Annotated in this window: 17 protein-coding genes; 11 read left to right on the top strand and 6 right to left on the bottom strand. The window is 64.9% G+C overall.

Translation table 11 applies throughout. The features are described from left to right. Positions 1 to 136 precede the first annotated feature (136 nt). Positions 137 to 1,051, top strand: coding sequence for an alpha/beta fold hydrolase (locus tag A3AS_RS0100185; protein WP_018315579.1), 915 nt, complete (start codon positions 137 to 139; stop codon positions 1,049 to 1,051). On the opposite strand, the gene A3AS_RS0100180 is transcribed toward A3AS_RS0100185, so the two are convergent. The 6 genes from A3AS_RS0100180 to A3AS_RS0100155 all read right to left on the bottom strand — a co-directional run bounded on the left by A3AS_RS0100180 (position 1,048) and on the right by A3AS_RS0100155 (position 8,760). Beyond that, complete coding sequence (locus tag A3AS_RS0100180; protein WP_018315578.1) at positions 1,048 to 1,722, bottom strand: spermidine synthase; 675 nt, start codon at positions 1,720 to 1,722, stop codon at positions 1,048 to 1,050. The genes A3AS_RS0100185 and A3AS_RS0100180 overlap by 4 nt on opposite strands. A gap of 30 nt (positions 1,723 to 1,752) precedes the next feature. Continuing rightward, positions 1,753 to 4,989 carry a bifunctional cytochrome P450/NADPH--P450 reductase gene (locus A3AS_RS0100175; RefSeq protein ID WP_018315577.1) on the bottom strand — a complete coding sequence of 1,079 codons (3,237 nt, stop codon included), beginning with the start codon at positions 4,987 to 4,989 and terminating at the stop codon, positions 1,753 to 1,755. A 112-nt stretch (positions 4,990 to 5,101) separates the two neighbouring features. Further along, the gene (locus A3AS_RS0100170; RefSeq protein ID WP_018315576.1) at positions 5,102 to 6,097 is read right to left on the bottom strand and encodes an alpha/beta fold hydrolase; all 996 of its coding nucleotides are present in this window, start codon (positions 6,095 to 6,097) and stop codon (positions 5,102 to 5,104) included. Between the two features lie 10 nt (positions 6,098 to 6,107). Beyond that, positions 6,108 to 7,658 (bottom strand): wax ester/triacylglycerol synthase family O-acyltransferase, encoded by a 1,551-nt coding sequence (locus tag A3AS_RS0100165; protein ID WP_018315575.1) that lies wholly within the window; start codon positions 7,656 to 7,658, stop codon positions 6,108 to 6,110. Positions 7,659 to 7,705: 47 nt separating this feature from the next. Continuing rightward, the gene (locus tag A3AS_RS0100160) at positions 7,706 to 8,506 is read right to left on the bottom strand and encodes a triacylglycerol lipase (protein WP_018315574.1); all 801 of its coding nucleotides are present in this window, start codon (positions 8,504 to 8,506) and stop codon (positions 7,706 to 7,708) included. Next, positions 8,506 to 8,760 carry a DUF6489 family protein gene (locus A3AS_RS0100155; protein WP_018315573.1) on the bottom strand — a complete coding sequence of 85 codons (255 nt, stop codon included), beginning with the start codon at positions 8,758 to 8,760 and terminating at the stop codon, positions 8,506 to 8,508. The genes A3AS_RS0100160 and A3AS_RS0100155 overlap by 1 nt, the downstream gene beginning before the upstream one ends. Before the next feature lie 305 nt (positions 8,761 to 9,065). Between A3AS_RS0100155 and A3AS_RS0100150 the strand changes: the two genes are divergently transcribed. From A3AS_RS0100150 to A3AS_RS0100105, 10 genes are all read left to right on the top strand, one after another. Then, entirely contained in the window at positions 9,066 to 10,661 is a 1,596-nt protein-coding gene (locus tag A3AS_RS0100150) for an ABC transporter substrate-binding protein (protein WP_018315572.1), read from the top strand. Positions 10,662 to 10,765: 104 nt separating this feature from the next. Further along, the gene (locus A3AS_RS0100145; RefSeq protein WP_026201522.1) at positions 10,766 to 11,746 is read left to right on the top strand and encodes an ABC transporter permease; all 981 of its coding nucleotides are present in this window, start codon (positions 10,766 to 10,768) and stop codon (positions 11,744 to 11,746) included. Positions 11,747 to 11,755: 9 nt separating this feature from the next. After that, complete coding sequence (locus tag A3AS_RS0100140) at positions 11,756 to 12,727, top strand: ABC transporter permease (protein ID WP_018315570.1); 972 nt, start codon at positions 11,756 to 11,758, stop codon at positions 12,725 to 12,727. Between the two features lie 28 nt (positions 12,728 to 12,755). Beyond that, entirely contained in the window at positions 12,756 to 13,742 is a 987-nt protein-coding gene (locus tag A3AS_RS0100135; RefSeq protein WP_026201521.1) for an ABC transporter ATP-binding protein, read from the top strand. After that, the gene (locus tag A3AS_RS0100130) at positions 13,739 to 14,728 is read left to right on the top strand and encodes an ABC transporter ATP-binding protein (protein WP_018315568.1); all 990 of its coding nucleotides are present in this window, start codon (positions 13,739 to 13,741) and stop codon (positions 14,726 to 14,728) included. Before A3AS_RS0100135 ends, A3AS_RS0100130 begins: the two co-directional genes overlap by 4 nt. 81 nt (positions 14,729 to 14,809) lie before the next feature. After that, on the top strand, positions 14,810 to 16,615 hold the full coding sequence (locus A3AS_RS0100125) for a gamma-glutamyltransferase family protein (RefSeq protein ID WP_018315567.1): 1,806 nt from the start codon (positions 14,810 to 14,812) through the stop codon (positions 16,613 to 16,615). A gap of 9 nt (positions 16,616 to 16,624) precedes the next feature. Further along, positions 16,625 to 17,335 carry a DUF1028 domain-containing protein gene (locus tag A3AS_RS0100120; RefSeq protein ID WP_018315566.1) on the top strand — a complete coding sequence of 237 codons (711 nt, stop codon included), beginning with the start codon at positions 16,625 to 16,627 and terminating at the stop codon, positions 17,333 to 17,335. After that, entirely contained in the window at positions 17,332 to 18,321 is a 990-nt protein-coding gene (locus A3AS_RS0100115; RefSeq protein WP_018315565.1) for an ABC transporter ATP-binding protein, read from the top strand. Before A3AS_RS0100120 ends, A3AS_RS0100115 begins: the two co-directional genes overlap by 4 nt. Beyond that, positions 18,321 to 19,427 carry an ABC transporter ATP-binding protein gene (locus A3AS_RS0100110; RefSeq protein ID WP_018315564.1) on the top strand — a complete coding sequence of 369 codons (1,107 nt, stop codon included), beginning with the start codon at positions 18,321 to 18,323 and terminating at the stop codon, positions 19,425 to 19,427. The genes A3AS_RS0100115 and A3AS_RS0100110 overlap by 1 nt, the downstream gene beginning before the upstream one ends. Before the next feature lie 22 nt (positions 19,428 to 19,449). Then, positions 19,450 to 20,958 (top strand): ABC transporter substrate-binding protein, encoded by a 1,509-nt coding sequence (locus A3AS_RS0100105; RefSeq protein ID WP_018315563.1) that lies wholly within the window; start codon positions 19,450 to 19,452, stop codon positions 20,956 to 20,958. Positions 20,959 to 20,961 lie beyond the last annotated feature (3 nt).

The following is a 20,961-nucleotide window of genomic DNA, read 5'->3' as shown; positions in this document are numbered from 1 at the left end:
CCCTTCTTTTTCCGCCATACCACACCGTTGCGCCGTGCCGGTCAACCGGCAAGCAGCGGCTCGGTGCCGCGTGCGGCTTTCATTGCAACGGGAAACCGTGCGATACAGCATCAGTCAAACGCTTGAGGGAACGCCTGTGACGACCCATCAGCCGCCCCAGACCGTCCGCGCCAACGGCATCGACATCTGCTACGAGATTTTTGGCAACGACAATGCCGAGCCGCTGCTGCTGATCATGGGATTAGGCGCCCAGATGATCCATTGGGACGATGCGTTCTGCGAGCAGCTTGCCGCACGCGGCTTTCGCGTGATCCGCTTCGACAATCGCGACATCGGCAAGTCGAGCCATCTGACGGGCGGCAAGCGGTTGACGCCACTCGAGCTACTGAAGCTGCGCTTCTTCAAGATTCCCGTCGCGGCAACCTACAGGCTGATCGACATGGCGAAAGACACGGTCGGGCTGATGGACGCGCTCGGCATCAAGTCGGCGCATCTTGTCGGTGCGTCCATGGGCGGAATGATCGCGCAGGAGGTGACGCTGTCGTTCCCGCAGCGCGTGCGCTCGCTGACCTCGATCATGTCGACGACAGGCAATCCGCGCGTGCCGCCGCCGACGCGCGAGGCCGCCGCAATGCTGATGGCGCCGCCGCCGCGCAGCAAGGAAGAGTTCATCGTCCGCTACGGCCAAACCTGGAAGGTGCTGCGCGCCGGACATTTTCCGGAGGAGGAAGCGCTCGATCCTGAACGCGCCGAGCGCGTGTTCGCGCGCGGGCTCAATCCAGCCGGCGTCGGCCGCCAGCTCCGCGCCGTGCTGGCGTCCGGCAGTCGCAAGGAAAGGCTGCACGCCGTGCAGGCGCCGACGCTGGTCATTCACGGCACCGTCGACCCGCTGGTGCGGCCCGAGGGCGGCAAGGACACGGCGGCGTCAATCCCGAACGCAAAACTGTTGATGATCGAAGGCATGGGCCACGCGCTGCCGATGCGGTTCTGGCCCGAGATCATTGGCGCCATCGACAAGCACGCGCATGGCGCGGCCGCGCAGGCGGCTTAACTCTTCTTCGCCATCCAGATTACGTGGCGCGCGCCGCCGCCTCTGCCGGTGGCGCGGACGGCGACTTCATTGACGTCGAAGCCCGCCCGCTTAAGGCGCTTGGTGAAGGCGTGATTGGGTCCCGACGACCAGACGGCGAGCACGCCACCCGGCCGCAGTGCTGTCTTCGCCGCTGCCAGCCCGCTTGCGCTGTAGAGCGCATCATTGCCTTTGCGGGTCAGCCCCTCGGGGCCGTTGTCGACGTCAAGCAGGATAGCGTCGAAGGCCGCGCTCTTGGCACGGATGACTTCACCGACATCGGTTTCCCGGATGCTGACCCTGGCATCATCGAGGCTATCGCCGAAGACCTCCGCCATCGGTCCTCGTGCCCAGGTGACCACCGCGGGCACGAGCTCGGAGACCACGATTTTCGCCTTGGCGCCAAGCACCGCCAGCGCTGCACGCAGCGTAAAGCCCATGCCCAATCCGCCGATCAGGACAACAGGCTTGGCGACCGTCTCGATCTGCTTCGCCGCGAGCGTTGCGAGCGCGGCCTCCGAGCCCGACAGGCGGTTGTTCATCAACTCGTTGGTGCCGAGCTTGATGGAAAACTCCTTGCCCCGCCGCATCAGGCGGAGCTCCTCGTCGGAGCCGGGGATCTTGGCGGTATCGATTTTTTCCCAGGGAATCATGAGGGACGTGTAGCACGATCGGGCGAACAATCACCCTCCCGCCCAGACGTCCAGCACATACCGGTTCTTCGTCCCCATCTCCTCGATCCAGCGCGCAGCTGCGGCCGCATCGCTGCCGCTGTTCTCGCGATGGATCGCGACCAGTGCCGCCTTCACGTCCGGCTCCATCTTGCCGCCGTCGCCGCAGACATAGATGATCGCGCCCTGCCCGATCAGCGGCCAGACCTTGTCCTTCTGCGCGGCGAGCAGGTGCTGCACATAGGTCTTCGGTCCGTCCGCGCGCGAGAACGCCGTGAAGAGTTCCGTGATGCCGCTCGCCGCCAGCGCCTTCAGCTCGTCCTCGTAGAGAAAATCCTGATCGGGATGGCGGCAGCCGAAAAACAGCATCGCGGGTCCGAGGGTGGCGCCCTTCGCCTTGCGCGCCGCCCGCTCCTGAAGGAAGCCGCGGAACGGCGCGAGGCCCGTGCCGGGGCCGATCATGATGATGGGCACCGAGGGATCGTCGGGAAGCCGGAAGCCGGCCTTGGTCTCGCGTACGGTGGCGTAGATCGCATCGCCCGCGCGACGGTTGGCGAGGTAGTTCGAGCAGATGCCCTTGTAGGTGCCGCGGCCGGAGGCGGCCGGGCCTTCGACCACGCCGACCGTGACGCTGCAGCGCGCCGGGTCGACCGACGGCGAGGACGAGATCGAGTAATAACGCGGCGCCAGCAGCGAAAGCATTTCCAGATAGACATGGAACGGCAATTCGCAGGCGGGATATTCGAGCAGCAGATCGAACACCGATTTGCGACTGGTTAGAATCTCGCTGCGGTAACGTTCGAGCGGCTCAGGCTCCTCGCCGACGAAGGCGAGCAGCTTCGGCTTGGTGACCGGGCACCGGGTGTGCTCGGCCATGATCTGGATCTGCTTGCGCGTCGCGACCTGCTGCAGCTCGACGAACTCGCTGAGCAGGCGGCCGACCGACACGGCATCCCCTACCGGCAATTGCGCACGGCGGCCCTCGGCGACCTGAAGCCTGATCTGGTCGGCGGGCAGAAAGCCGAAGCGGCGGGCGACCGAATCCACCAGCGTGGGATCGTTGCGTGGCACGACACTCAAATGATCGCCGACGCGGTAGGCGACGTTGGGCGGCAGCTGCACCTCGATGTGGCGCGTCGAACGCTCGGATGGATTGGATCCGCCCTTGTTCTGAAGCTCGTCGTTGGCGAGCACCTTCATCGCGACAGCACCGCCCTGGGCGACGATGGTGTTGACGGCTGTGACCGCCACCGGCTCGATCGCATAGAGCGGATCATCCTCGGCAGTGCGGGTGAAATTCCAGTCGATGCCGAACTCCTTCGTCGCGACCTGGGCCGCCGCCGGGAACCATTTCTGGAACTGGCCGTCGAGATCGCTGCGCGCATCGCCCTCGCCGCGCGGATAAACCGCGCGCGCACCATGCGACGACAATTGCTCGTCAATCAGGCGCGGCACCGATTGATAGGTCGCAGCCCAGTCGCTGTTGCCGCAGCCGAACACGGCGTAGCGCACGCCGGCGAAGGCATCTTTCGGCAGATCGCCGCCGAGCCATTTGACGAACTGCGTCGCGTTGTCAGGCGGCGCGCCGTTATAGGAGGCGCAGATGATCAGAACGCCGCCCTCCTGCGGCAGCTTGCCGACGTAATCGTCGAGCGGGCCGAGATGCACCGCAAAGCCGTTGATCTCGGCAAGGTCCGCCATGCGCGTCGCGAGCTCCTCGGCGGTGCCGAGATTGGAGCCGTAAAGCACCAGCATCGGCGTGTTATGGCCGGGCCGGGCCGTCGGCTGGCGCGGCGCCTTCGGCGCCGAGGACGTAGCCGCGATGGGCCCGCCATAGGCGCCACGCTCGCGATCGGCGCGCGGACGCACCTTAATCTTGAAGCCTTCCGGCTTCATCGTCAGGGTTTCCTTCAGATGCATCTGATAGCGCTGGTGGTCGATCAGCTTGAACCGCTGCAGGATCATGCCGAGCGCGAGCGCGGCCTCGTGCATGGCAAAGCCGCGGCCGATGCAGGCGCGCTGGCCGTTGCCGAACGGCTTCCAGGCATTGACCGGCCGCTTGGCCTCCGCCTCACGGCTGAAATTCTCGGGATCGAACGCATCCGGATTTGGCCCCCAGACGCTGGGATCGCGATGCAGCGCCGTCACAAGGATGGTGGTGAAGGTGCCCTTCCGGAGCTTGTACTTGCCGCCACCGAGTGTCTCGTCCTTGAGCGGCGAGATGCCATAGGCCGGCGCCGGCGGCCACAGCCGCAGCGCCTCTTTCAGGATCTGCGTGATGTAGGTGAGCTGCGTCACCTGCTGGTAGGTCGGCTTCGCGTTGACGTCGGGGCCGAAGACACGATCGACCTCGTCATAGGCCTTCTTGAGGATGTCCGGGTGCTTGAGCAGCGCATAGAGCGTGTAGGACAACAGGCCGCTGGTGGTCTCGTGGCCCGCGATCAGGAACGTGTTGATCTGGTAGCGGATGTTGACGTCGTCGAGCTGCTCGCCGGTCGAACGGTCGACGCCGGTCATCATCGCGGCGAGCATGTCCTTCTTGTCGTCGATCCCCTCCGCGCTCTTGCGCCGCTCGGCGATGATCTCGTCGACCATCTTGTTCATGAAGGCGACGTCTTCGGCGAGCGTCTTGCGCCGCTTCTGCATCCAGATCTGCTCGAACGGCAGGCCGCGTGTCATCATGATGGTTTCGAGCGAGCGCACCAGCGACTCGACGAAGGGATGGCAGTCGCGCCGGTAGAACGAATTGAAGCGATACTCGAAACCGCACAGGCCGATCGTATCCAGTGTCAGCGCCGTCATGTCGTGGACGACGTCGATCTCGTCGTCGGCGTTGAGCCGCTCCCACTTCTGGACGAGCTGCTCGGCGATATCGACCATGCTCGGGTGGTAGGACTGCATGGCGCGGTTGCCGAACGGCTGGAGCAGGATGTTGTGGGCCTTGCTCCAGTTCGGCTCGCGGGTGTCGGCCGTGAACAGGCCGTCGCCGCCAACCGCGCGCACGCGCCGCAGCGCGCCGCGCACCGTCTTGTCGAAACGCTTCTCGTCGGAGAGCTCATCGACGAGATCGTGGCCCGAGACGACCACAATCGGCGAGCCCATCATGTCGAGCCAAAAGATCGGACCGAGCTCCTTGGCGAGCCGCGTCAAATGCTGCACGGGGGCGGCCGAGTCCAGCGACAGCATGTTGCCGACCACCGGCTTGGTCGGCGGATGCGGAATCGGGTCCAGACGGTTCTTGGATGACATTGACGTGCGTTTCCCCCTCAGTAACCCTCGTCATTGCGAGGAGCCCTTGCGACGAAGCAATCCAGATTGCAGACACATTTCTGGATTGCTTCGCTTCGCTCGCAATGATGAGCTAGCCAAACCGCCTTCTACGCCATTCGATCAGCTTGGCGCTGACCTCTTCCGGCTTCTCCTGCTGCGTCCAATGGCCGCTGTCCTTCACCAGATACTTCTCGAGGTCGGGAATCAGCTTGTCCATGCCATCGGCGGAGGACGGCGGCAGCACCGCGTCGTTCTCGGCCATGATCATCAGCGACGGCACCCGCACCGTATGATCGAGCCCTTCGGCACGCGTCCAGTTGCGCGACATGTTGCGGTACCAATTGATGCCGCCGGTAAAGCCGGTCCGGGTGAAATTGTCGACGAATACCTTCTTCTCTTCCGGCGACAGGATGGGCGTGCGCGGATCGTGCTTCGCATCATAGGCGGCAATCATTTGCGGAAACGCCAGATTGACCCGCGGCGAAGCGCCGACGCCGGCAACCACCTCCTCTGCCGGCGCGTCGGGCGGGCGCGGCACCGGCTTGCGCATGAAAGCATCGAAGGTTTGCTCGACGCGACTGCCAAAGATCTTGTCGGGCTCACGCGCCGGATCCTGGAACTGCACGATGTACATCTTGTCGCCGAAGCGCGCGCGCAGGAGCTCGATCGGGTCGGCCCAGGCGCGGTTGGTATGAGGCGTGTTGATGCCGACCACCCCCGCAACCCGCTCAATGTGGCGCAACGGCATCTGCCAGACAATGAAGCCACCCCAGTCGTGACCGACGAAGATTGCCTTGTCGATATTCAAATGATCGAGGAGCCCGACGAGGTCGCCGGTCAGGTGCTCGATGTCGTAAGCCTCGACCGGCTCGGGCCGGTCGGTCGCGCCATAACCGCGTTGGTCGGGCGCGATCACGCGGATGCCGGCCTCGCTCAGCGCCTTGATCTGGTGACGCCAGGAGAAGGCGAGCTCGGGCCAGCCGTGGCACAGCACCATCGGCGGCATGTCGGTGTTCGGGCCAGCTTCGTAATAGCCCATGCGGATTCCGTTCGTCTGCACGAACTTGAGCGGTGGCATTTCAATCATCGAACCATTCCTACTCAGCGGCACCCTTGATGTCGGTCGCTGGCGGCGCGTAGGCCGCCTCCAGCGCGGCGAACTCCTCCGGCAGCATGTCGCACATCACCTGCACATGCGGAATGATGTTGGCGCCGACGATGAAGCCGAAATCGAGCTGGTCGCGATAGCTCTGCACGGTGATGTTGAGCGCCTGCCCGTGCGTCGAGATCGACACCGGGAAGATGTGCAATAGCTCCGCGCCGGTAGCATAGAGCGTCTGCCGCGGCCCCGGCACGTTGGACACCGTGATGTTCGCGGCCGGCGGCAGCACGTCCGACAGGTTGGAGCGGCTGTAGAGCAGCGCCAGGATCTGCACCATGATCGGCGCGCCGAGCATCGAGATGTTGGAGACCTGGGGCATCAGCGCGCGCAAGGGGTGCGACATCTCCTTGGACTTGGTCGATTGCGCGATGATGGCTTCGAGCCGCGCCTTGGGATCGTCGATGTTGGTCGCGATCGAGCAGATCATGCCGAACACCTGGTTATTGGCTTCGGTGTTACCCTCCTCGCGCAGCGAGATCGGCACCGCCGCGGTCAGCGATTTCGCCGGCAGCGTGCCGTACTCCTTCAGGTAACGCCGGACCACGCCGGAGGCGAGCGCCAGCACGACGTCGTTGAGCTTGCCGCCGGCCCGCTTGGCCAGCGCCTTCGCCCGCGACAGCGGGATCGAGACGCCGGCGAAGCTTCGCTCCGAGGAGATGGTCTTGTTGAGCATGGTCGGCGGCGACACCATACTGGCGAGACTCTCGCGCGACTTCGGATCGGCGACCTTGCCAAGCACCTCGGAGACGCTCTTGACCATGGTCGGGATATTGCCGGCAAAGCGCACCGCGCTCTCGATCTGGTACATCGCATTGTCGAACAGGATCGAGCCGATGTCGCTCTTGCCGGTGCGCGGCAATTGCAGATTCTGGGCGGCCTTGCCCGCGTCGAGTGGCTGGTTGAACAGCTGCTGATAGGAATCGAGCAGGTTGGCGGCGATGTCACGCGGCTCCTGTCCAGGCTTGGATCCCGCGGCCGGCGGATCGACCTTCCGCGGGATCGGCGAGATGTCGTAGATCATGTTGGTCAGGGCGGCACCAGCGCCGCCGTCGATCGCGGCATGGTGCATCTTCGAATAGAGCCCGACCTCGTTGTCCTTCATGCCCTCGAACACGTAGAACTCCCAGAGCGGGCGAGCCCGGTTCAGGAGCTTGGCGTGCATCCAGCCGACGATGCGCTCCAGCGTGGCGCGGTCACGCGGCTGTGGCAGGCTGGCACGGAAGATGTGGCGGTCGATGTCGAACTGATCGTCCTCGACCCAGGAGGGATGATCGATATCGAGCGGCGCCTTTTCCAGCCGCGCTTTGAGGATCGGCGCGATGTGCAGGCGCGATACGATCATCGCCTTGAAGTCTTCGAAGAAGTCGCCCTTGTAGTCGTCGGGCAGGCGAAAGATCGCCATGCTCCCGACATGCATCGGCATCTCCGGCGTTTCCAGATAGAGAAACGACGCGTCCAGCGACGACAGCTTCTTACCGTCAGCCATAGTTCCCTCCCGCAAGATTTGACGGGCGCCTTGGCCGGCGCTTCTCGTCAGGCCGATACTGCCTGTTCCGGCGGGGCATATGCAATGGCAAACGGCCCGGCCCGGTCAAATGGCGAGAATTCCCCTTCCGGTTGCGCCAGGCGGTCGGCCACGGCCCACAGCGCCGCAGGGTTCACCCCGAGCCCGATATGGCTCGCCAGATGCACCTCGATGTTCTCGGCACGGTCGGAGGGACGCAGCAAGCAGGTTCGCCAGTTCACGACACCGTCGGCCCGCGAATAGATCGACGTCGCCGGCACCGGAAGATCGCCGGCGATCGCCTCGCGCAATTCGGTGAAATCCTCGACCCGCTCGCCGGACAGCGCCTCGTAGAGCCGCGTGGCATTGGTCGCCCGCACGTCATTGGCAAAAGGGCTGCCGAGCGTGACGACATAACGGACCATGTCGGGCGCCTGGAGCGCGAGATCGCGAGCATAGACGCCGCCGAGGCTCCATCCGACCAGGCTGACCTTGCGTCCGCTCGCAGCATGGATTTCGGCCAGACGGGTGCGCAGCGACTGGCGCATCCGCCCCAGCCCGCCGAGATTGCGGCCCATCCGCCAGGCATGTGCCTCATAGCCGAGCTCGGCGAGATAGCGCCGGATCGGGGCCATCGAGAGGTCACTGGCCAGAAAGCCCGGCAGCGCCAGCACCGGATGACCGTCACCCCTGGGCGCGCGCATCAGGACTGGCGACAGCAGCAGGCTCGCATTGAATTCGAACAGGCCGCGCGCTTCTGCAAGCAGCAAGGCGAGGCCCGGCGGACGAAGCCCGCCCGGTGCCTGTCGCCCGTCCGGCCCGGACGGCATTATTTCTTCTTGTCGCTGCGCGTGCCGCCGAGGCCCGCCATCGTGACGAACATGTCCTGAAACCGCTCGGCGATCTTGGGATCGAAGGTGAACCAGCTCTGGATCAGCGATTCCGGCGAGACCTTCTCGATGTTGCTGAGCACCTGCTGCTGCAGCTTGTCCATCACCGCCGTCTGCATCGGCCCCACGTCAGGCAAACCGAAGAACTGGCGGGCCTCGAGGGGGGTGCAGTCGATTTCGATATTAACTTTCATATCCCCTCCGGATGAGATTCGAGCGGCCTGTCGGCAGTATCGCCGCGAGTTGTGGTGCGACGCAAGCGACCTGATGCAGGCGCGACATGCCCCGTCCCGCAATCGGCCGATATAGTCAACCAAAGTCGAAAGACGCGGTCCTCCATGCCAGGCGGCACGGTCAGCATTGCTGCACAGCGGTGCAACTTGGCGCGTTCCTTGCTGGAATGGCGCTTGCACCGGTCGAGAACTCTGGGCAACATGGATCAATCAGCCCTGCCGAACAATCAAAAATCATCGGCACGGTAGAGTGGAGAGGGTCAAGAATGTCAGTCGGTCGAAGTCTGTTTGCGGCGACGCTCGCCGGTACGCTTGCGTTGACGGTCGCGCCGGCGTCGAGCCAGACGCTGCGTTATGCCAACCAGGGTGACCTGAAATCCCTTGATCCCTATACGCTGAACGAAAGCACCACCCACGCCCATCTCGGCCACGTCTATCAAGGCCTCACCGCGCGCGACAAAGACCTCAAGATCATTCCGGCGCTTGCCGAAAGCTGGGAAACCCCGGAGCCGACCCGCTGGCGCTTCCATTTGCGCAAGGGCGTGAAATTCCACAACGGCGACCCCTTCACCGCCGACGACGTAGTCTTCTCGGCCGATCGCGTCCGCAAGAAGGGGTCCAACATGCAGACCCGCCTTGCGCCCGACGTCAAGGTGGTCAAGGTCGACGACTACACCGTCGATTTCGTGCTGCCTTCGCCCAATCCCATCCTGCATAACTCGTGGGATGTCTGGTACATCATGGACAAGAAATGGGCCGAGGAGAACAACGTCGTCGACCCGACGCCGGTGGCGGCGACCACGCCGAGCTATGCCTCTCTCCACGAGAACGGCACCGGTCCGTTCACCATCGAAAGCCATCAGCCCGGCGTGAAGACGGTTTTCAAGGCCAACCCCAATTACTGGGGCAAGGTCGAGGGTAACCTGAAGGAGATCGTCTTCACCCCGATCGCTTCGGACGCAACCCGTGTCGCTGCGCTGCTCTCAGGCGAAGTCGACGTCATCGAGCCGGTGCCGATCCAGGACATCTCCCGCGTCGATTCCAGCCCGAACGCCCAGGTGCTGAAGGGGCCGGAGCTGCGCACCATCTTCATCGGCTTCGATCAGATGCGCGATGAGCTGCTCTACTCCAACATCAAGGGCAAGAACCCGTTCAAGGACGTCCGCGTCCGCGAGGCCTTCTACAAGGCGATCGACATCGAGCTGATCAAGAAGCGCGTGATGCGCGAGCTGTCGACGCCGTCGGCGCTGATGATCGCTCCGGAGTTGTTCGCACTGTCCAAGGAGTTCACGCGGCCGAAATTCGACCCTGATGGAGCCAAGAAGCTCCTGACCGAAGCCGGCTATCCCGATGGCTTCGAGGTCACGATGGATTGTCCGAACGACCGTTACGTCAACGACGCCGCGATCTGCCAGGCCGTTGTCGGCATGCTGGCCCGCATCGGCGTCAAGATCAACCTGCTGGCGCAGCCGAAGGCGCAGTACTTCGCCAAGGTGTTGAAGCAGGGCGGCTATCAGACCTCGTTCTACCTCCTGGGCTGGACGCCGAGCACGATGGACTCCCACAACGTGCTCTACGACATCATGGGCTGCCGCGACGATGCGAAATCCTCACGCGGCGAGGCCAATCTCGGCGGCTACTGCAACAAGGAGTTCGACGCCATCACCGACAAGGTGCTGGTCGAAACCGATACTGCCAAGCGCAACCAGTTGATCAAGCAGGCCTACGAAATCGGCAACAAGGACTGGTCCTACATTCCGCTGCACCAGCAGGCGCTGGCCTGGGGCGTGTCGAAGAAGGTCAACCTGCCGCAGCGCGCCGACAATCTGGTCATGTTCCATTGGGCGACCAAGAAGGAATAGTGCCAGTTGAACACGAGGTCCCGGCGGCGTCATGCATCCGGGACCTTTCCTTTTCCGGCTGACAAAGACGTCGACCGCACGCACACCCAAGGATAGTGGAAGGCATGCTCGCTTTCACTCTTCGCCGCGCCGTTCAGGCCATCGGCGTCATGTTCGCCGTCGGCATCATCGCCTTCTCGATGTTCCGTTTCGCAGGCGACCCCGTCAACCAGATCGTCTCGATCGACACGTCGGCGGCCGAACGCGAAGCCGTGCGCAAGTCGCTCGGCCTGGACGATCCCGTGCCGGTGCAGTTCGTGCGTTATTTCGCCGACGCCGCGCAATTCAAGTTCGGCGTCTCCTACCAGTTCCGCCAGCCGGTCTCGACCCTGTTGATGGAACGTATGCCGGCCACGCTGGAACTTGCGATCTGCGCCACCGTGTTTGCAATGGTGTTCGGCATTCTGATGGGCGTCTATTCGGCGCTGAGGCGCGACACCGTGCTCGCCAAATTATTCCAGGCGGTTTCGCTGATCGGCATCTCATTGCCGACTTTCCTGATCGGCATTCTCCTGATCTATCTGTTCGCGGTGACATTGGGCTGGTTGCCCTCGTTCGGCCGCGGCGAGGTGGTCAAGCTCGGCTGGTGGAGCACGGGCCTGCTCACGCTGTCGGGATTGAAGGCATTGATCATGCCCTCGATCACGCTCGGCCTGTTCCAGATGACCCTGATCATGCGGCTGGTGCGCGCGGAGATGCTGGAAGTGCTGCGAACCGACTATATCCGTTTCGCCCGCGCCCGCGGGCTGACTACCCGCGCCATCCATTTCGGCCACGCGCTGAAGAACACGCTCATCCCCGTCATCACCGTCGCCGGCCTTCAGTTTGGCTCGGTTATTGCATTTTCGATCATCACCGAAACCGTGTTCCAATGGCCGGGCATGGGACTCCTGTTCGTGCAGGCCGTGCAAAACGTCGATATCCCGATCATGGCCGCCTACCTGCTGATGGTCTCGCTGATCTTCGTCACCATCAATCTGGTGGTCGACATTCTCTACACCGTGGTCGATCCGCGCCTGCGCGCGACCGTCGGCCGCGCTACATAAGGCCCCTGCATGTCCGACGCCGTCGCCTCCAATTCCGACAAGCAGAGCGCGCCGCCCGCGCATACCGGTCGCAGCTGGCTCAGCCGCGCCCTCGACAGCGACATCTTCTATTCATTCCGCCGCTCCAAGCTGACCATGGTGGCAGCGGCCATTACCGTGCTGCTTTTCCTGCTCGCGATCTTTGCATCCGCGCTCGCGGTGCAGAACCCGTTCGATCCTGCGCAGCTCCAGTTGATGAACTCGCGCATCTCGCCGCTCTGGACCGCCGACGGCCAAAGCCCGTTCCTGCTCGGCACCGACGAGCAGGGTCGCGACGTGTTCTCCGCCATTCTCTACGGGATGCGCATCTCGCTCGCCGTGGGCGTGGCCGGTGTGATCTTCGCCGGCGCGCTCGGCATCGCACTCGGCCTGATCGCCGGCTATTTCGGCGGCGCGGTCGATGGCGTGATCATGCGGATCGCCGACGTGCAACTGACCTTTCCCGCCATTCTGATCGCGCTGCTGGTCAATGGCATCGCGAAATCCATCCTCGGCAACCGCCTGGATGCCACCAGCATGCTGGTGGTGCTGGTGATCTCGATCGGCCTGAGTTTCTGGGTCGGGTATGCAAGGACGGTGCGCGGCTCCGTGATGGTCGAGAAGAACAAGGACTACGTGGCCGCCGCGCAGCTGATCGGCCTGCCCGCGCCAAAGATTATGCTGCGGCACGTGCTGCCGAACACGATGGGCCCGATCCTGGTGATCGCCACCATCAACCTCGCGCTGGCCATCATCACCGAGGCGACGCTGTCTTTCCTCGGCGTCGGCCTGCCCGACACCATGCCCTCGCTGGGCACGTTGATCCGCATCGGCAACAATTATCTGTTCGCGGGCGAATGGTGGATCGTCGCATTCCCCGGCCTCGCGCTGGCCGGGCTGATCCTGTCGATCAACCTGCTCGGCGACTGGCTGCGCGATGCGCTCAACCCGAAGCTCCGATGAGCAAAACCTCGACAAGAGCGCCTCACTCATGACCGAGCCCATCCTCTCCGTCCGCAACCTTCAGGTGGAGTTCGCCTCCCGCCGCGGCACGCTGCGCGCCATCGACGGCGTCTCCTTCGACATCGCCAAGGGCGAAGTGCTGGGCGTGGTCGGCGAATCCGGCGCCGGTAAATCCGTCACCGGCCTCGCCGTGATCGGCCTGATCGACCCGCCGGGCCGCATCGCCGGCGGCGAGATTCATCTCGCCGGCCTGCGCATCGACAATCTGCCGCCGGAGGAGATGCGCCGCATCCGCGGCAAACGGATCGGCATGATTTTCCAGGACCCCCTCACCTCGCTCAATCCGCTCTACCGGGTCGGCGACCAGATCATCGAGACGATCCGAACCCACCTGAACCTGTCCGAGACGGCCGCCCGCCGCCGCGCCATCGACCTGCTTGCCGAGGTCGGCATTCCCGCGCCGGAAAAGCGCATCGACGGCTACCCGCACGAATTCTCCGGCGGCATGCGCCAGCGCGTCGTGATCGCGCTCGCGATCTGCGCCGAGCCCGAGCTGATCATCGCGGACGAGCCGACCACCGCGCTCGACGTCTCCGTGCAGGCGCAGATCATCTCGCTGATCAAGCGGCTTGGCCGCGACCACGGCACCGCCGTGATGCTGGTGACGCACGATATGGGCGTGATCGCGGAGACCTCCGACCGCGTCGCCGTGATGTATGCCGGCCGTGTCGCCGAGATCGGTCCGGTGCAGGACGTCGTCAGAAATCCGCTGCATCCCTATGCCAAGGGCTTGATGGGCGCGATCCCGACGCTGGCCGGCGACGACAAGCGTCTCATGCAGATTCCTGGCTCGATGCCGCGGCTGTCGGCGATCCCGCGCGGCTGCTCGTTCAACCCGCGCTGCGCGTTCGCGTTCGATCGCTGTCGTGTCGATCGACCCGAGCCGCTGCCGCGCGGTGCGCAATCGGTCGCCTGCCATCTCTATGACAGCGTGCCGGCGGAGAGCGCGGCATGAGCGCTTCCTTCGTCCAGGCCACAAATCTGCGCCGGGTGTTCGACGTCTCGAAACCCTGGCTCAACCGCGTGCTCGAAGGCGGCCATCTCGAATATCTCAAGGCGGTCGATCACGTCACCTTCGACATCAGGAAGGGCGAGACCTTTGCGCTGGTCGGCGAGTCCGGCTCGGGCAAGACCACGGTGGCGCGGATGGTCGTCGGCCTGCTGCCGCCGAGCTCCGGCGATGTCTTGATCGACGGCGTCTCGATGACCGATCCGCGGCAGGCGCCGGCGCGCCGAAAGCTGCGCCGCCGCATCCAGATGATCTTCCAGGATCCCTATGCGAGCCTGAACCCGCGCTTCCGCGTCGATGCCATCATCTCTGAGCCGATCCGCGCCTTCGACCTGATCCAGGGTGAGCGCGACATCCAGGCGCGCGTCGGCGAGCTGCTCAGCCTGGTCGGCCTGCATCCCGACGATCGGTTGAAGTTTCCGCACGAATTCTCCGGCGGCCAGCGCCAGCGCATCGCGATCGCCCGGGCGCTCGCATCGGATGCCGAGTTCATCGTCTGCGACGAGCCGACTTCGGCGCTCGACGTCTCCGTACAGGCGCAGATCCTGAACCTGATGCGCGACCTGCAGGACAAGTTCGGTCTGACCTACATGTTCATCAGCCACAACCTCGCCGTGGTCCGCCACATGGCGAGCCGCGTCGGCGTGATGTATCTCGGCCGCATCGTCGAGATCGCGGAAGGACGCGAGCTGTTCGCCCGTCCGCGTATGCCCTACACCAGGATGCTGCTGGGTGCCGTGCCCGACCTCGCCATGAGCGGCCGCCAACGCATTCCGGTGAAGGGCGAGATCCCGAACCCGATCAATCCGCCGCCCGGCTGCGCCTTCAATCCGCGCTGCCCGCTGGCGTTCGATCTCTGCCGCAAGGAGACGCCGGAACTGATTGACGGCGTCGCCTGCCACGCCGTCAACACCGCGCCGGTCCCGGCGTGACGCGCGCGTGCCATGCTGGCAGCGCATTGGCGGCGCGGCATCGCCTGTGATCAATTGCGCGCGCCGCAAATGAGGTAATCCATGGCCAGCAATGTCAATCCCGATCCCTTCACGACCCGCCCCGAGATCGAGGGCACGTTCGGGGTCGTCGCCACAACCCACTGGATCGCGACCGCCGTCGGCATGGCCATCCTGGAAAAGGGCGGCAATGCCTTCGACGCCGGCGTTGCCACCGCCTTCACGCTGCAGGTGGTCGAGCCGCATCTCAACGGCCCCGGTGGCGACGTGCCTGTCATCGTGCACGACGTGAAGCGCGGCCGCACCGAGGTGATCTGCGGCCAGGGCCCGGCACCGGCACGCGCCACCATCGCGCATTACAAGAGCGAAGGCCTCGACATGGTGCCCGGCACCGGCCTGCTCGCGGCCTGCGTCCCCGGCACCTTCGAATCCTGGATGATGCTGCTGCGCGACTACGGTACGATGCGCGTGCGCGACGTGCTGGAGCCCGCAATCTCCTATGCGCGCGACGGCTACCCGCTGGTGGAGCGCGCCTGCGCCACGATCCAGACCGTCGAACAATTATTCCGCAAGCACTGGCCAACGTCGGCCGCCGTCTACCTGCCGAACGGCGAGGTGCCGAAGCCCGGCACGCTCTTTACCAACAAAACGCTGGCCGCGACCTACGCACGAATTCTCAGCGAAGCCGAGAGCGGCGGCGGTGGCCGTGATGCCGAAATCGAGCGCGCGCGCAAAGCCTGGTCGCAAGGCTTCGTCGCGGAAGCCATCGACAAATTCTGCCGGACGCAAGAGGTGATGGACGTCAGCGGTTCGCCGCATCGCGGCGTGCTCTCTGCCGACGACATGGCGCGCTGGCAACCGACGATCGAAGCGCCGCTCACCTACGACTATGGCCGCTATACCGTCTGCAAGGCCGGAGTCTGGAGCCAGGGTCCGGTGACGCTGCAACAGCTCGCGCTTCTGAAGGGCTTTGCCCTCGACGGGCTCGATCCCACCGGGCCGGAGTTCATCCATCTCCAGATCGAATGCGCAAAACTTGCCTTTGCCGATCGCGAAAAATTCTACGGCGACCCCAAGTTCAGCGAGATCCCGATCGCGACGCTGCTATCGGACGCCTATAACGACGAACGCCGCAAGCTGGTTACCGAGAAGGCTTCGCTCGATCTCCGGCCCGGCGCAATCGAGGGCTTTGGCGGCGTTGTCAAGCTGCGCCGCGCTGAAGGCCAACGCGAGGCCGTTGGCGCGCTCGGCGCCGGTGAACCAACCGTGGGGCGCTTCGGCGAGGTGCGCGGCGACACCGTGCATTTCGACATCATCGACAAAGCCGGCAACATGGTATCCTCGACGCCTTCAGGGGGCTGGCTGCAATCCTCGCCTGTCATTCCCGAGCTGGGTTTCTGCCTCGGCAGCCGCGCGCAGATGTTCGATTTGGAGGAGAACCAACCTGGTTCGCTCGCGCCGGGCAAGCGGCCGCGCACGACGCTGTCGCCGACCATGGCACTGCGCGACGGCGAGCCGTACCTCGCCTGGGGTTCGCCCGGCGGCGACCAGCAGGACCAGTGGATCACGCAGTTCTTCCTGCGCCATGTCCATTGCAATCTCAATCTCCAGGAGGCGATCGACGCGCCGGCTTGGCACTCCGAGCATTTCCCGATCTCGTTCTGGCCGCGTACAGCGCGCCCCGGCGTGCTCGTGGTCGAGAACCGCGTGCCCAAGGCGACGATCGAGAACCTTCGTGAGCGCGGACACATCGTGGAAGTTGGCCCCGACTGGTCCGAAGGCCGCCTCACCGCGGCCTCGCGCCTGGGCGTGCGGCGGCGCGCCGCCGCCAATCCGCGCGGCATGCAAGGTTACGCCGCGGGACGCTGAAGGCAGCACATGACCTGGTCGATCATCGCGCGAGACCCTGCTACCGGCCAGTTCGGCATCGCCGTTGCGACACGCTTCTTCGCCGTTGGGGCACGCGTGCCGTATATTGCCGCCGGCGTCGGCGCCATCGCGACGCAGGCCTTCGTCAATCCATATTACGGCATCGACGGCGTCAAGCTGCTGCGGGAAGGCCTCAACGCGCACGACGTGCTGGCCGCGCTGCTCGCGACCGACGATGGCCGCGAGAGCCGTCAGATCCACATCATGGATGCGAGCGGCGAGATCGCCGCCCATACCGGGCGCGACTGCGTCGACTGGTGCGGGCACATCGCAGGCAGCGGGTTCTCCATCGCCGGCAACATGCTGGCTGGCGCCGACGTGCTCGACGAGACCGCGAAGACCTATATCGCCAATGACAGCCTGTCCTTCCCGCGCCGCCTGCTCGCCGCGATGCGAGCGGGCGAAGCCGCCGGCGGCGACAAGCGCGGCAAGCAGTCCGCCGCGCTCTTGATCCATGGCGAGGAGGAATGGCCGGCACTGGATATTCGCGCCGACGACCATCCCGATCCGATCAGTGAGCTCGAACGGCTTGAGCAGGTCAGCCACGAGCTATGGGTTCATTTTCGCACATCCATGCCGACGCGGCAGAACCCGGCCGGCAATACCGATCGCAGCGTCATCGACGCCAGCATCCAAGCAGCGCGTGCAAGGCAATCATGAGCGCGAGCCCCCTCATCGAGATCAGGGACCTCCGCATCCGTTTCCACGGCGACGACGGCCGCATCACCCACGCGGTCGACAGTGTCGACCTCAGTGTCGCCAACGGCGCGACGCTCGGCCTCGTCGGCGAGTCCGGCTGCGGCAAGAGCGTGACGTCGCTGGCGATCATGGGCCTGTTGCCGAAGCAAAGTGCGGAGATATCGGGCGCGATCCGCTTCGACGGCCTCGACCTCCTGCGAACGCCGGACCAGACCCTGCGCAATCTGCGCGGCAACCGGCTCGCGATGATCTTCCAGGAGCCGATGACCTCGCTCAATCCGAGCTTCACCATCGGCGACCAGATCATCGAGACCATTTTGCGCCACCGCGGCGGCTCGCGGAAAAGCGCGCGCGAGCGGGCGATCGAGCTGCTGCGCCGCGTCCACATCCCCTCGCCCGAGCGGCGGATCGACGAATATCCGCACAAGCTCTCCGGCGGCATGCGCCAGCGCGTGATGATCGCGATGGCGCTGGCCTGCGATCCGCGCCTGCTGATCGCGGACGAGCCGACGACCGCGCTCGACGTCACCTTGCAGGCGCAAATCCTGGAGCTGATGCGGGAGTTGAAAGCGGCAAGCGGCGCCGCGATCATCCTGATCACGCACGATCTCGGCGTGGTCGCCGAGGTCTGCGACGAGGTCGCGGTGATGTATGCCGGCGAGATCGTCGAGCGCGCGCCGGTGGACGACTTGTTCTCGGCGCCGCAGCATCCCTACACCGTCGGCCTGCTCGGCTCGATCCCGCGGCTCGACCATCGCGCCGAACAGCTTGCGACGATCGAGGGCATGGTGCCGAACATGGCGCAGCCGCCCGCAGGCTGCCGCTTCGCCGCACGCTGCCCGTTCGTGCTGGACGCCTGCACCAAGGCACCGCCACCATTGATCGAAGTCAGCCCCGGCCACCTCTCGCGCTGCATCCGCGCGCCGCTCGAACGTCTGGTGTCGTGATGGCGCTGCTCGAGGTCACGGGCCTGGTCAAGCATTTCGTCGCCGAGCGCTCGCTGTTCGGCCGGGCGCTGGCGCATGTCAAGGCGGTCGATGGCGTCTCCTTCTCGCTCGAAGCCGGCAAGACGCTGGCGCTCGTCGGCGAATCCGGATGTGGCAAATCCACCGTCAGCCGCCTGGTGCTGCGGCTGATCGAGCCGGATGCGGGCACGATCCGGTTCGACGGCCGCGATCTCCTCTCGCTTGATCCCAATGCGCTGCGCGCCTTCCGCCGCGAAGCGCAGATCATCTTTCAGGACCCCTACGCCTCGCTCAATCCGCGCATGACCGTCGGGCAGATCCTCACCGAGCCGCTGGCGCTGCACGATCTCGTGCCGCCGGCAGAGCGGCGCGCGCGCGTCGCGGAAATCTTGCGGCTGGTCGGGCTGGAGCCGAGGCTGGCACGGCGCTATCCGCACGAATTCTCCGGCGGCCAGCGCCAGCGCATCGCCATCGCCCGTGCGCTCGCGGTCGAGCCGAAGCTGATCATCTGCGACGAGCCGGTCTCGGCGCTCGACGTCTCGATCCGCTCGCAGATCCTCAATCTGCTGCGCGAGCTACAGGACCGGCTCGGCCTCGCCTACATTTTCGTCTCGCACGACCTCGCCGTGGTCAAGCACATCGCCGACCACGTCGCGGTGATGAATCTCGGCCAGATCGTCGAGACGGCGGAGGCGGATGCGCTGTTCGCCTCACCCCGACATCCCTATAGCCGAGCGCTGCTGTCCGCGATCCCGCTGCCGCAGCCGAAGGCGAAGCGCGCGACCGTCCTGCTCGAGGGCGAGATCCCGAGCGCGCTCAATCCGCCCGCTGGCTGCCGCTTCCACACCCGCTGCCCGTTCGTGATCGAGCGCTGCCGCAACGAGGCGCCGGCGCTTCTAGCTGACGGCTCGGGCCACGCCACCGCCTGTCACCGCACGGCGGAGCTGCCGTCTGCCGACGCCATCCTGCCGGCAGCCGGCGGGTTTTCGCCGGCGCTTGCTAAATTGGTCGCGGCCTTCAGCCGAAAGACGGAAGGCGGGAGCCCTGCCGGGGTTGGTATACAAGGCGCCGCGCCCACAACGACGTAGCCGAAGCAATGGGGATTGTCCGATGAAGATGTTTCGCCTGGCCGCAACGGCCGCCGCTGTCCTGCTGTCGCTTGGAGCCGCGCAGGCCCAGACCACGCTGCGCATCGGCCTCGCCGAGGATCCTGATATCCTCGATCCCACGATGGCGCGCACCTATGTCGGCCGCATCGTGTTCTCCGCCTTCTGCGACAAGCTGTTCGACATCGACGAGAAGCTCAACATCGTGCCGCAGCTCGCCCTGTCGAGCGAGACCGCCGACGACGGCAAGGCGCTGGTCCTCAAGCTCCGGCCCGGCGTGAAATTCCACGACGGCGAGCCATTCGACGCCGAAGCCGCAAAGTTCTCGCTGGAGCGGCATCTGACGTTCCCCGGCTCGTTCCGCAAGCCCGAGCTCGCCTCGGTCGATCATATCGAAATCGTCGATCCCCTCACGGTCAAGCTGGTGCTGAAGTCGCCGTTCTCGCCGCTGCTGGCCCAGCTCACCGACCGCGCCGGGATGATGGTGTCGCCGAAGGCGGCGAAAGAGGCCGGCGACAAGTTCGGCCTGCGTCCGGTCTGCGCCGGCCCGTACAAATTCGTCGAGCGCGTACAGCAGGACCGCATCGTGTTCGAGAAATTCGCGGACTATTGGAACAAGGACAACGTCTTCATCGACAAGATCGTGTTCCAGCCGATCGTCGATGCCACGGTGCGGCTCGCCAACCTGAAATCCGGCGGCCTCGATTTGATCGAGCGCGTGCTCGCCACCGACCTGAAGGAAGTCCGCGCGGATTCACGGCTGAAGGTCGCGACCGCGATCGAGCTTGGCTATCAGGGCGTCACGCTCAACATCGGCAAGGACAAGGCCAAGGGGCCGCTCAGCCAGTCCGCCAAGGTGCGCCAGGCGCTCGACCTTGCGATCGACCGCGACGCCATCAACCAGGTCGTGTTCAACGGCGAGTTTCAGGTCGGCAATCAATGGGTCAACCCTGATCATCCCTACTATCAGAAATCCCTTCCGGTCCGTCCCCGCAACGTCGAGAAGGCCAAGGCGCTGCTGAAGGAGGCCGGCGTGACACCGCCGGTCAGCGTCGATTTCCTCGTGCCGAAGGGCGCGGAGACCGAGACGCCGGCGCAGGTGATCCAGTCGATGGCGGCCGAGGCCGGGTTCGACATGAAGATCCGCCTCACCGAATTCGCGACCGGGCTGAAGCAGGCGGAGTCCGGCGATTACCAGGCCTATATGCTGGCGTGGAGCGGGCGCGTCGATCCCGACGGCAACACCTTTGTATTCCTGCACAGCGGTGCGCCGCAGAATTACGGCGCGTGGAACAACCCGCAGGCCGACAAGGCGCTGGAGGACGCCCGATCGGTCACCGATCCCGCCAAGCGCAAGGCCAGCTATGAGACCCTGGCCAAGCTGGTCCAGGACGAGGAGCCGCTGCTGTACCTCTACCACCGCCGCATCATCATCGCGCACACGACCAAGCTCGAAGGCTACAAGCAGATGCCTGACGGCCTCGTGCGCGTGATCGGGCTCAAGCTGAAGTGACGC

It is taken from the genome of Bradyrhizobium sp. WSM2793, from assembly GCF_000379585.1.
Lineage (GTDB): Bacteria > Pseudomonadota > Alphaproteobacteria > Rhizobiales > Xanthobacteraceae > Bradyrhizobium.
Note: the sequence above shows the minus strand (reverse complement) of the source record. Positions and strands in the feature narration are given on the sequence as shown.

Bases quoted from the DNA above. Each gene is read 5' to 3' on its own strand.
- A3AS_RS0100160 (WP_018315574.1), bottom strand. From the start codon at position 8,506: ATGCCGTCCGGGCCGGACGGGCGACAGGCACCGGGCGGGCTTCGTCCG.
- A3AS_RS0100175 (WP_018315577.1), bottom strand. From the start codon at position 4,989: ATGTCATCCAAGAACCGTCTGGACCCGATTCCGCATCCGCCGACCAAG.
- A3AS_RS0100110 (WP_018315564.1), top strand. From the start codon at position 18,321: ATGGCGCTGCTCGAGGTCACGGGCCTGGTCAAGCATTTCGTCGCCGAG.
- A3AS_RS0100155 (WP_018315573.1), bottom strand. From the start codon at position 8,760: ATGAAAGTTAATATCGAAATCGACTGCACCCCCCTCGAGGCCCGCCAG.
- A3AS_RS0100180 (WP_018315578.1), bottom strand. From the start codon at position 1,722: ATGATTCCCTGGGAAAAAATCGATACCGCCAAGATCCCCGGCTCCGAC.
- A3AS_RS0100130 (WP_018315568.1), top strand. From the start codon at position 13,739: ATGAGCGCTTCCTTCGTCCAGGCCACAAATCTGCGCCGGGTGTTCGAC.
- A3AS_RS0100125 (WP_018315567.1), top strand. From the start codon at position 14,810: ATGGCCAGCAATGTCAATCCCGATCCCTTCACGACCCGCCCCGAGATC.
- A3AS_RS0100145 (WP_026201522.1), top strand. From the start codon at position 10,766: ATGCTCGCTTTCACTCTTCGCCGCGCCGTTCAGGCCATCGGCGTCATG.
- A3AS_RS0100165 (WP_018315575.1), bottom strand. From the start codon at position 7,658: ATGGCTGACGGTAAGAAGCTGTCGTCGCTGGACGCGTCGTTTCTCTAT.
- A3AS_RS0100150 (WP_018315572.1), top strand. From the start codon at position 9,066: ATGTCAGTCGGTCGAAGTCTGTTTGCGGCGACGCTCGCCGGTACGCTT.
- A3AS_RS0100140 (WP_018315570.1), top strand. From the start codon at position 11,756: ATGTCCGACGCCGTCGCCTCCAATTCCGACAAGCAGAGCGCGCCGCCC.
- A3AS_RS0100170 (WP_018315576.1), bottom strand. From the start codon at position 6,097: ATGATTGAAATGCCACCGCTCAAGTTCGTGCAGACGAACGGAATCCGC.
- A3AS_RS0100120 (WP_018315566.1), top strand. From the start codon at position 16,625: ATGACCTGGTCGATCATCGCGCGAGACCCTGCTACCGGCCAGTTCGGC.
- A3AS_RS0100105 (WP_018315563.1), top strand. From the start codon at position 19,450: ATGAAGATGTTTCGCCTGGCCGCAACGGCCGCCGCTGTCCTGCTGTCG.
- A3AS_RS0100115 (WP_018315565.1), top strand. From the start codon at position 17,332: ATGAGCGCGAGCCCCCTCATCGAGATCAGGGACCTCCGCATCCGTTTC.
- A3AS_RS0100135 (WP_026201521.1), top strand. From the start codon at position 12,756: ATGACCGAGCCCATCCTCTCCGTCCGCAACCTTCAGGTGGAGTTCGCC.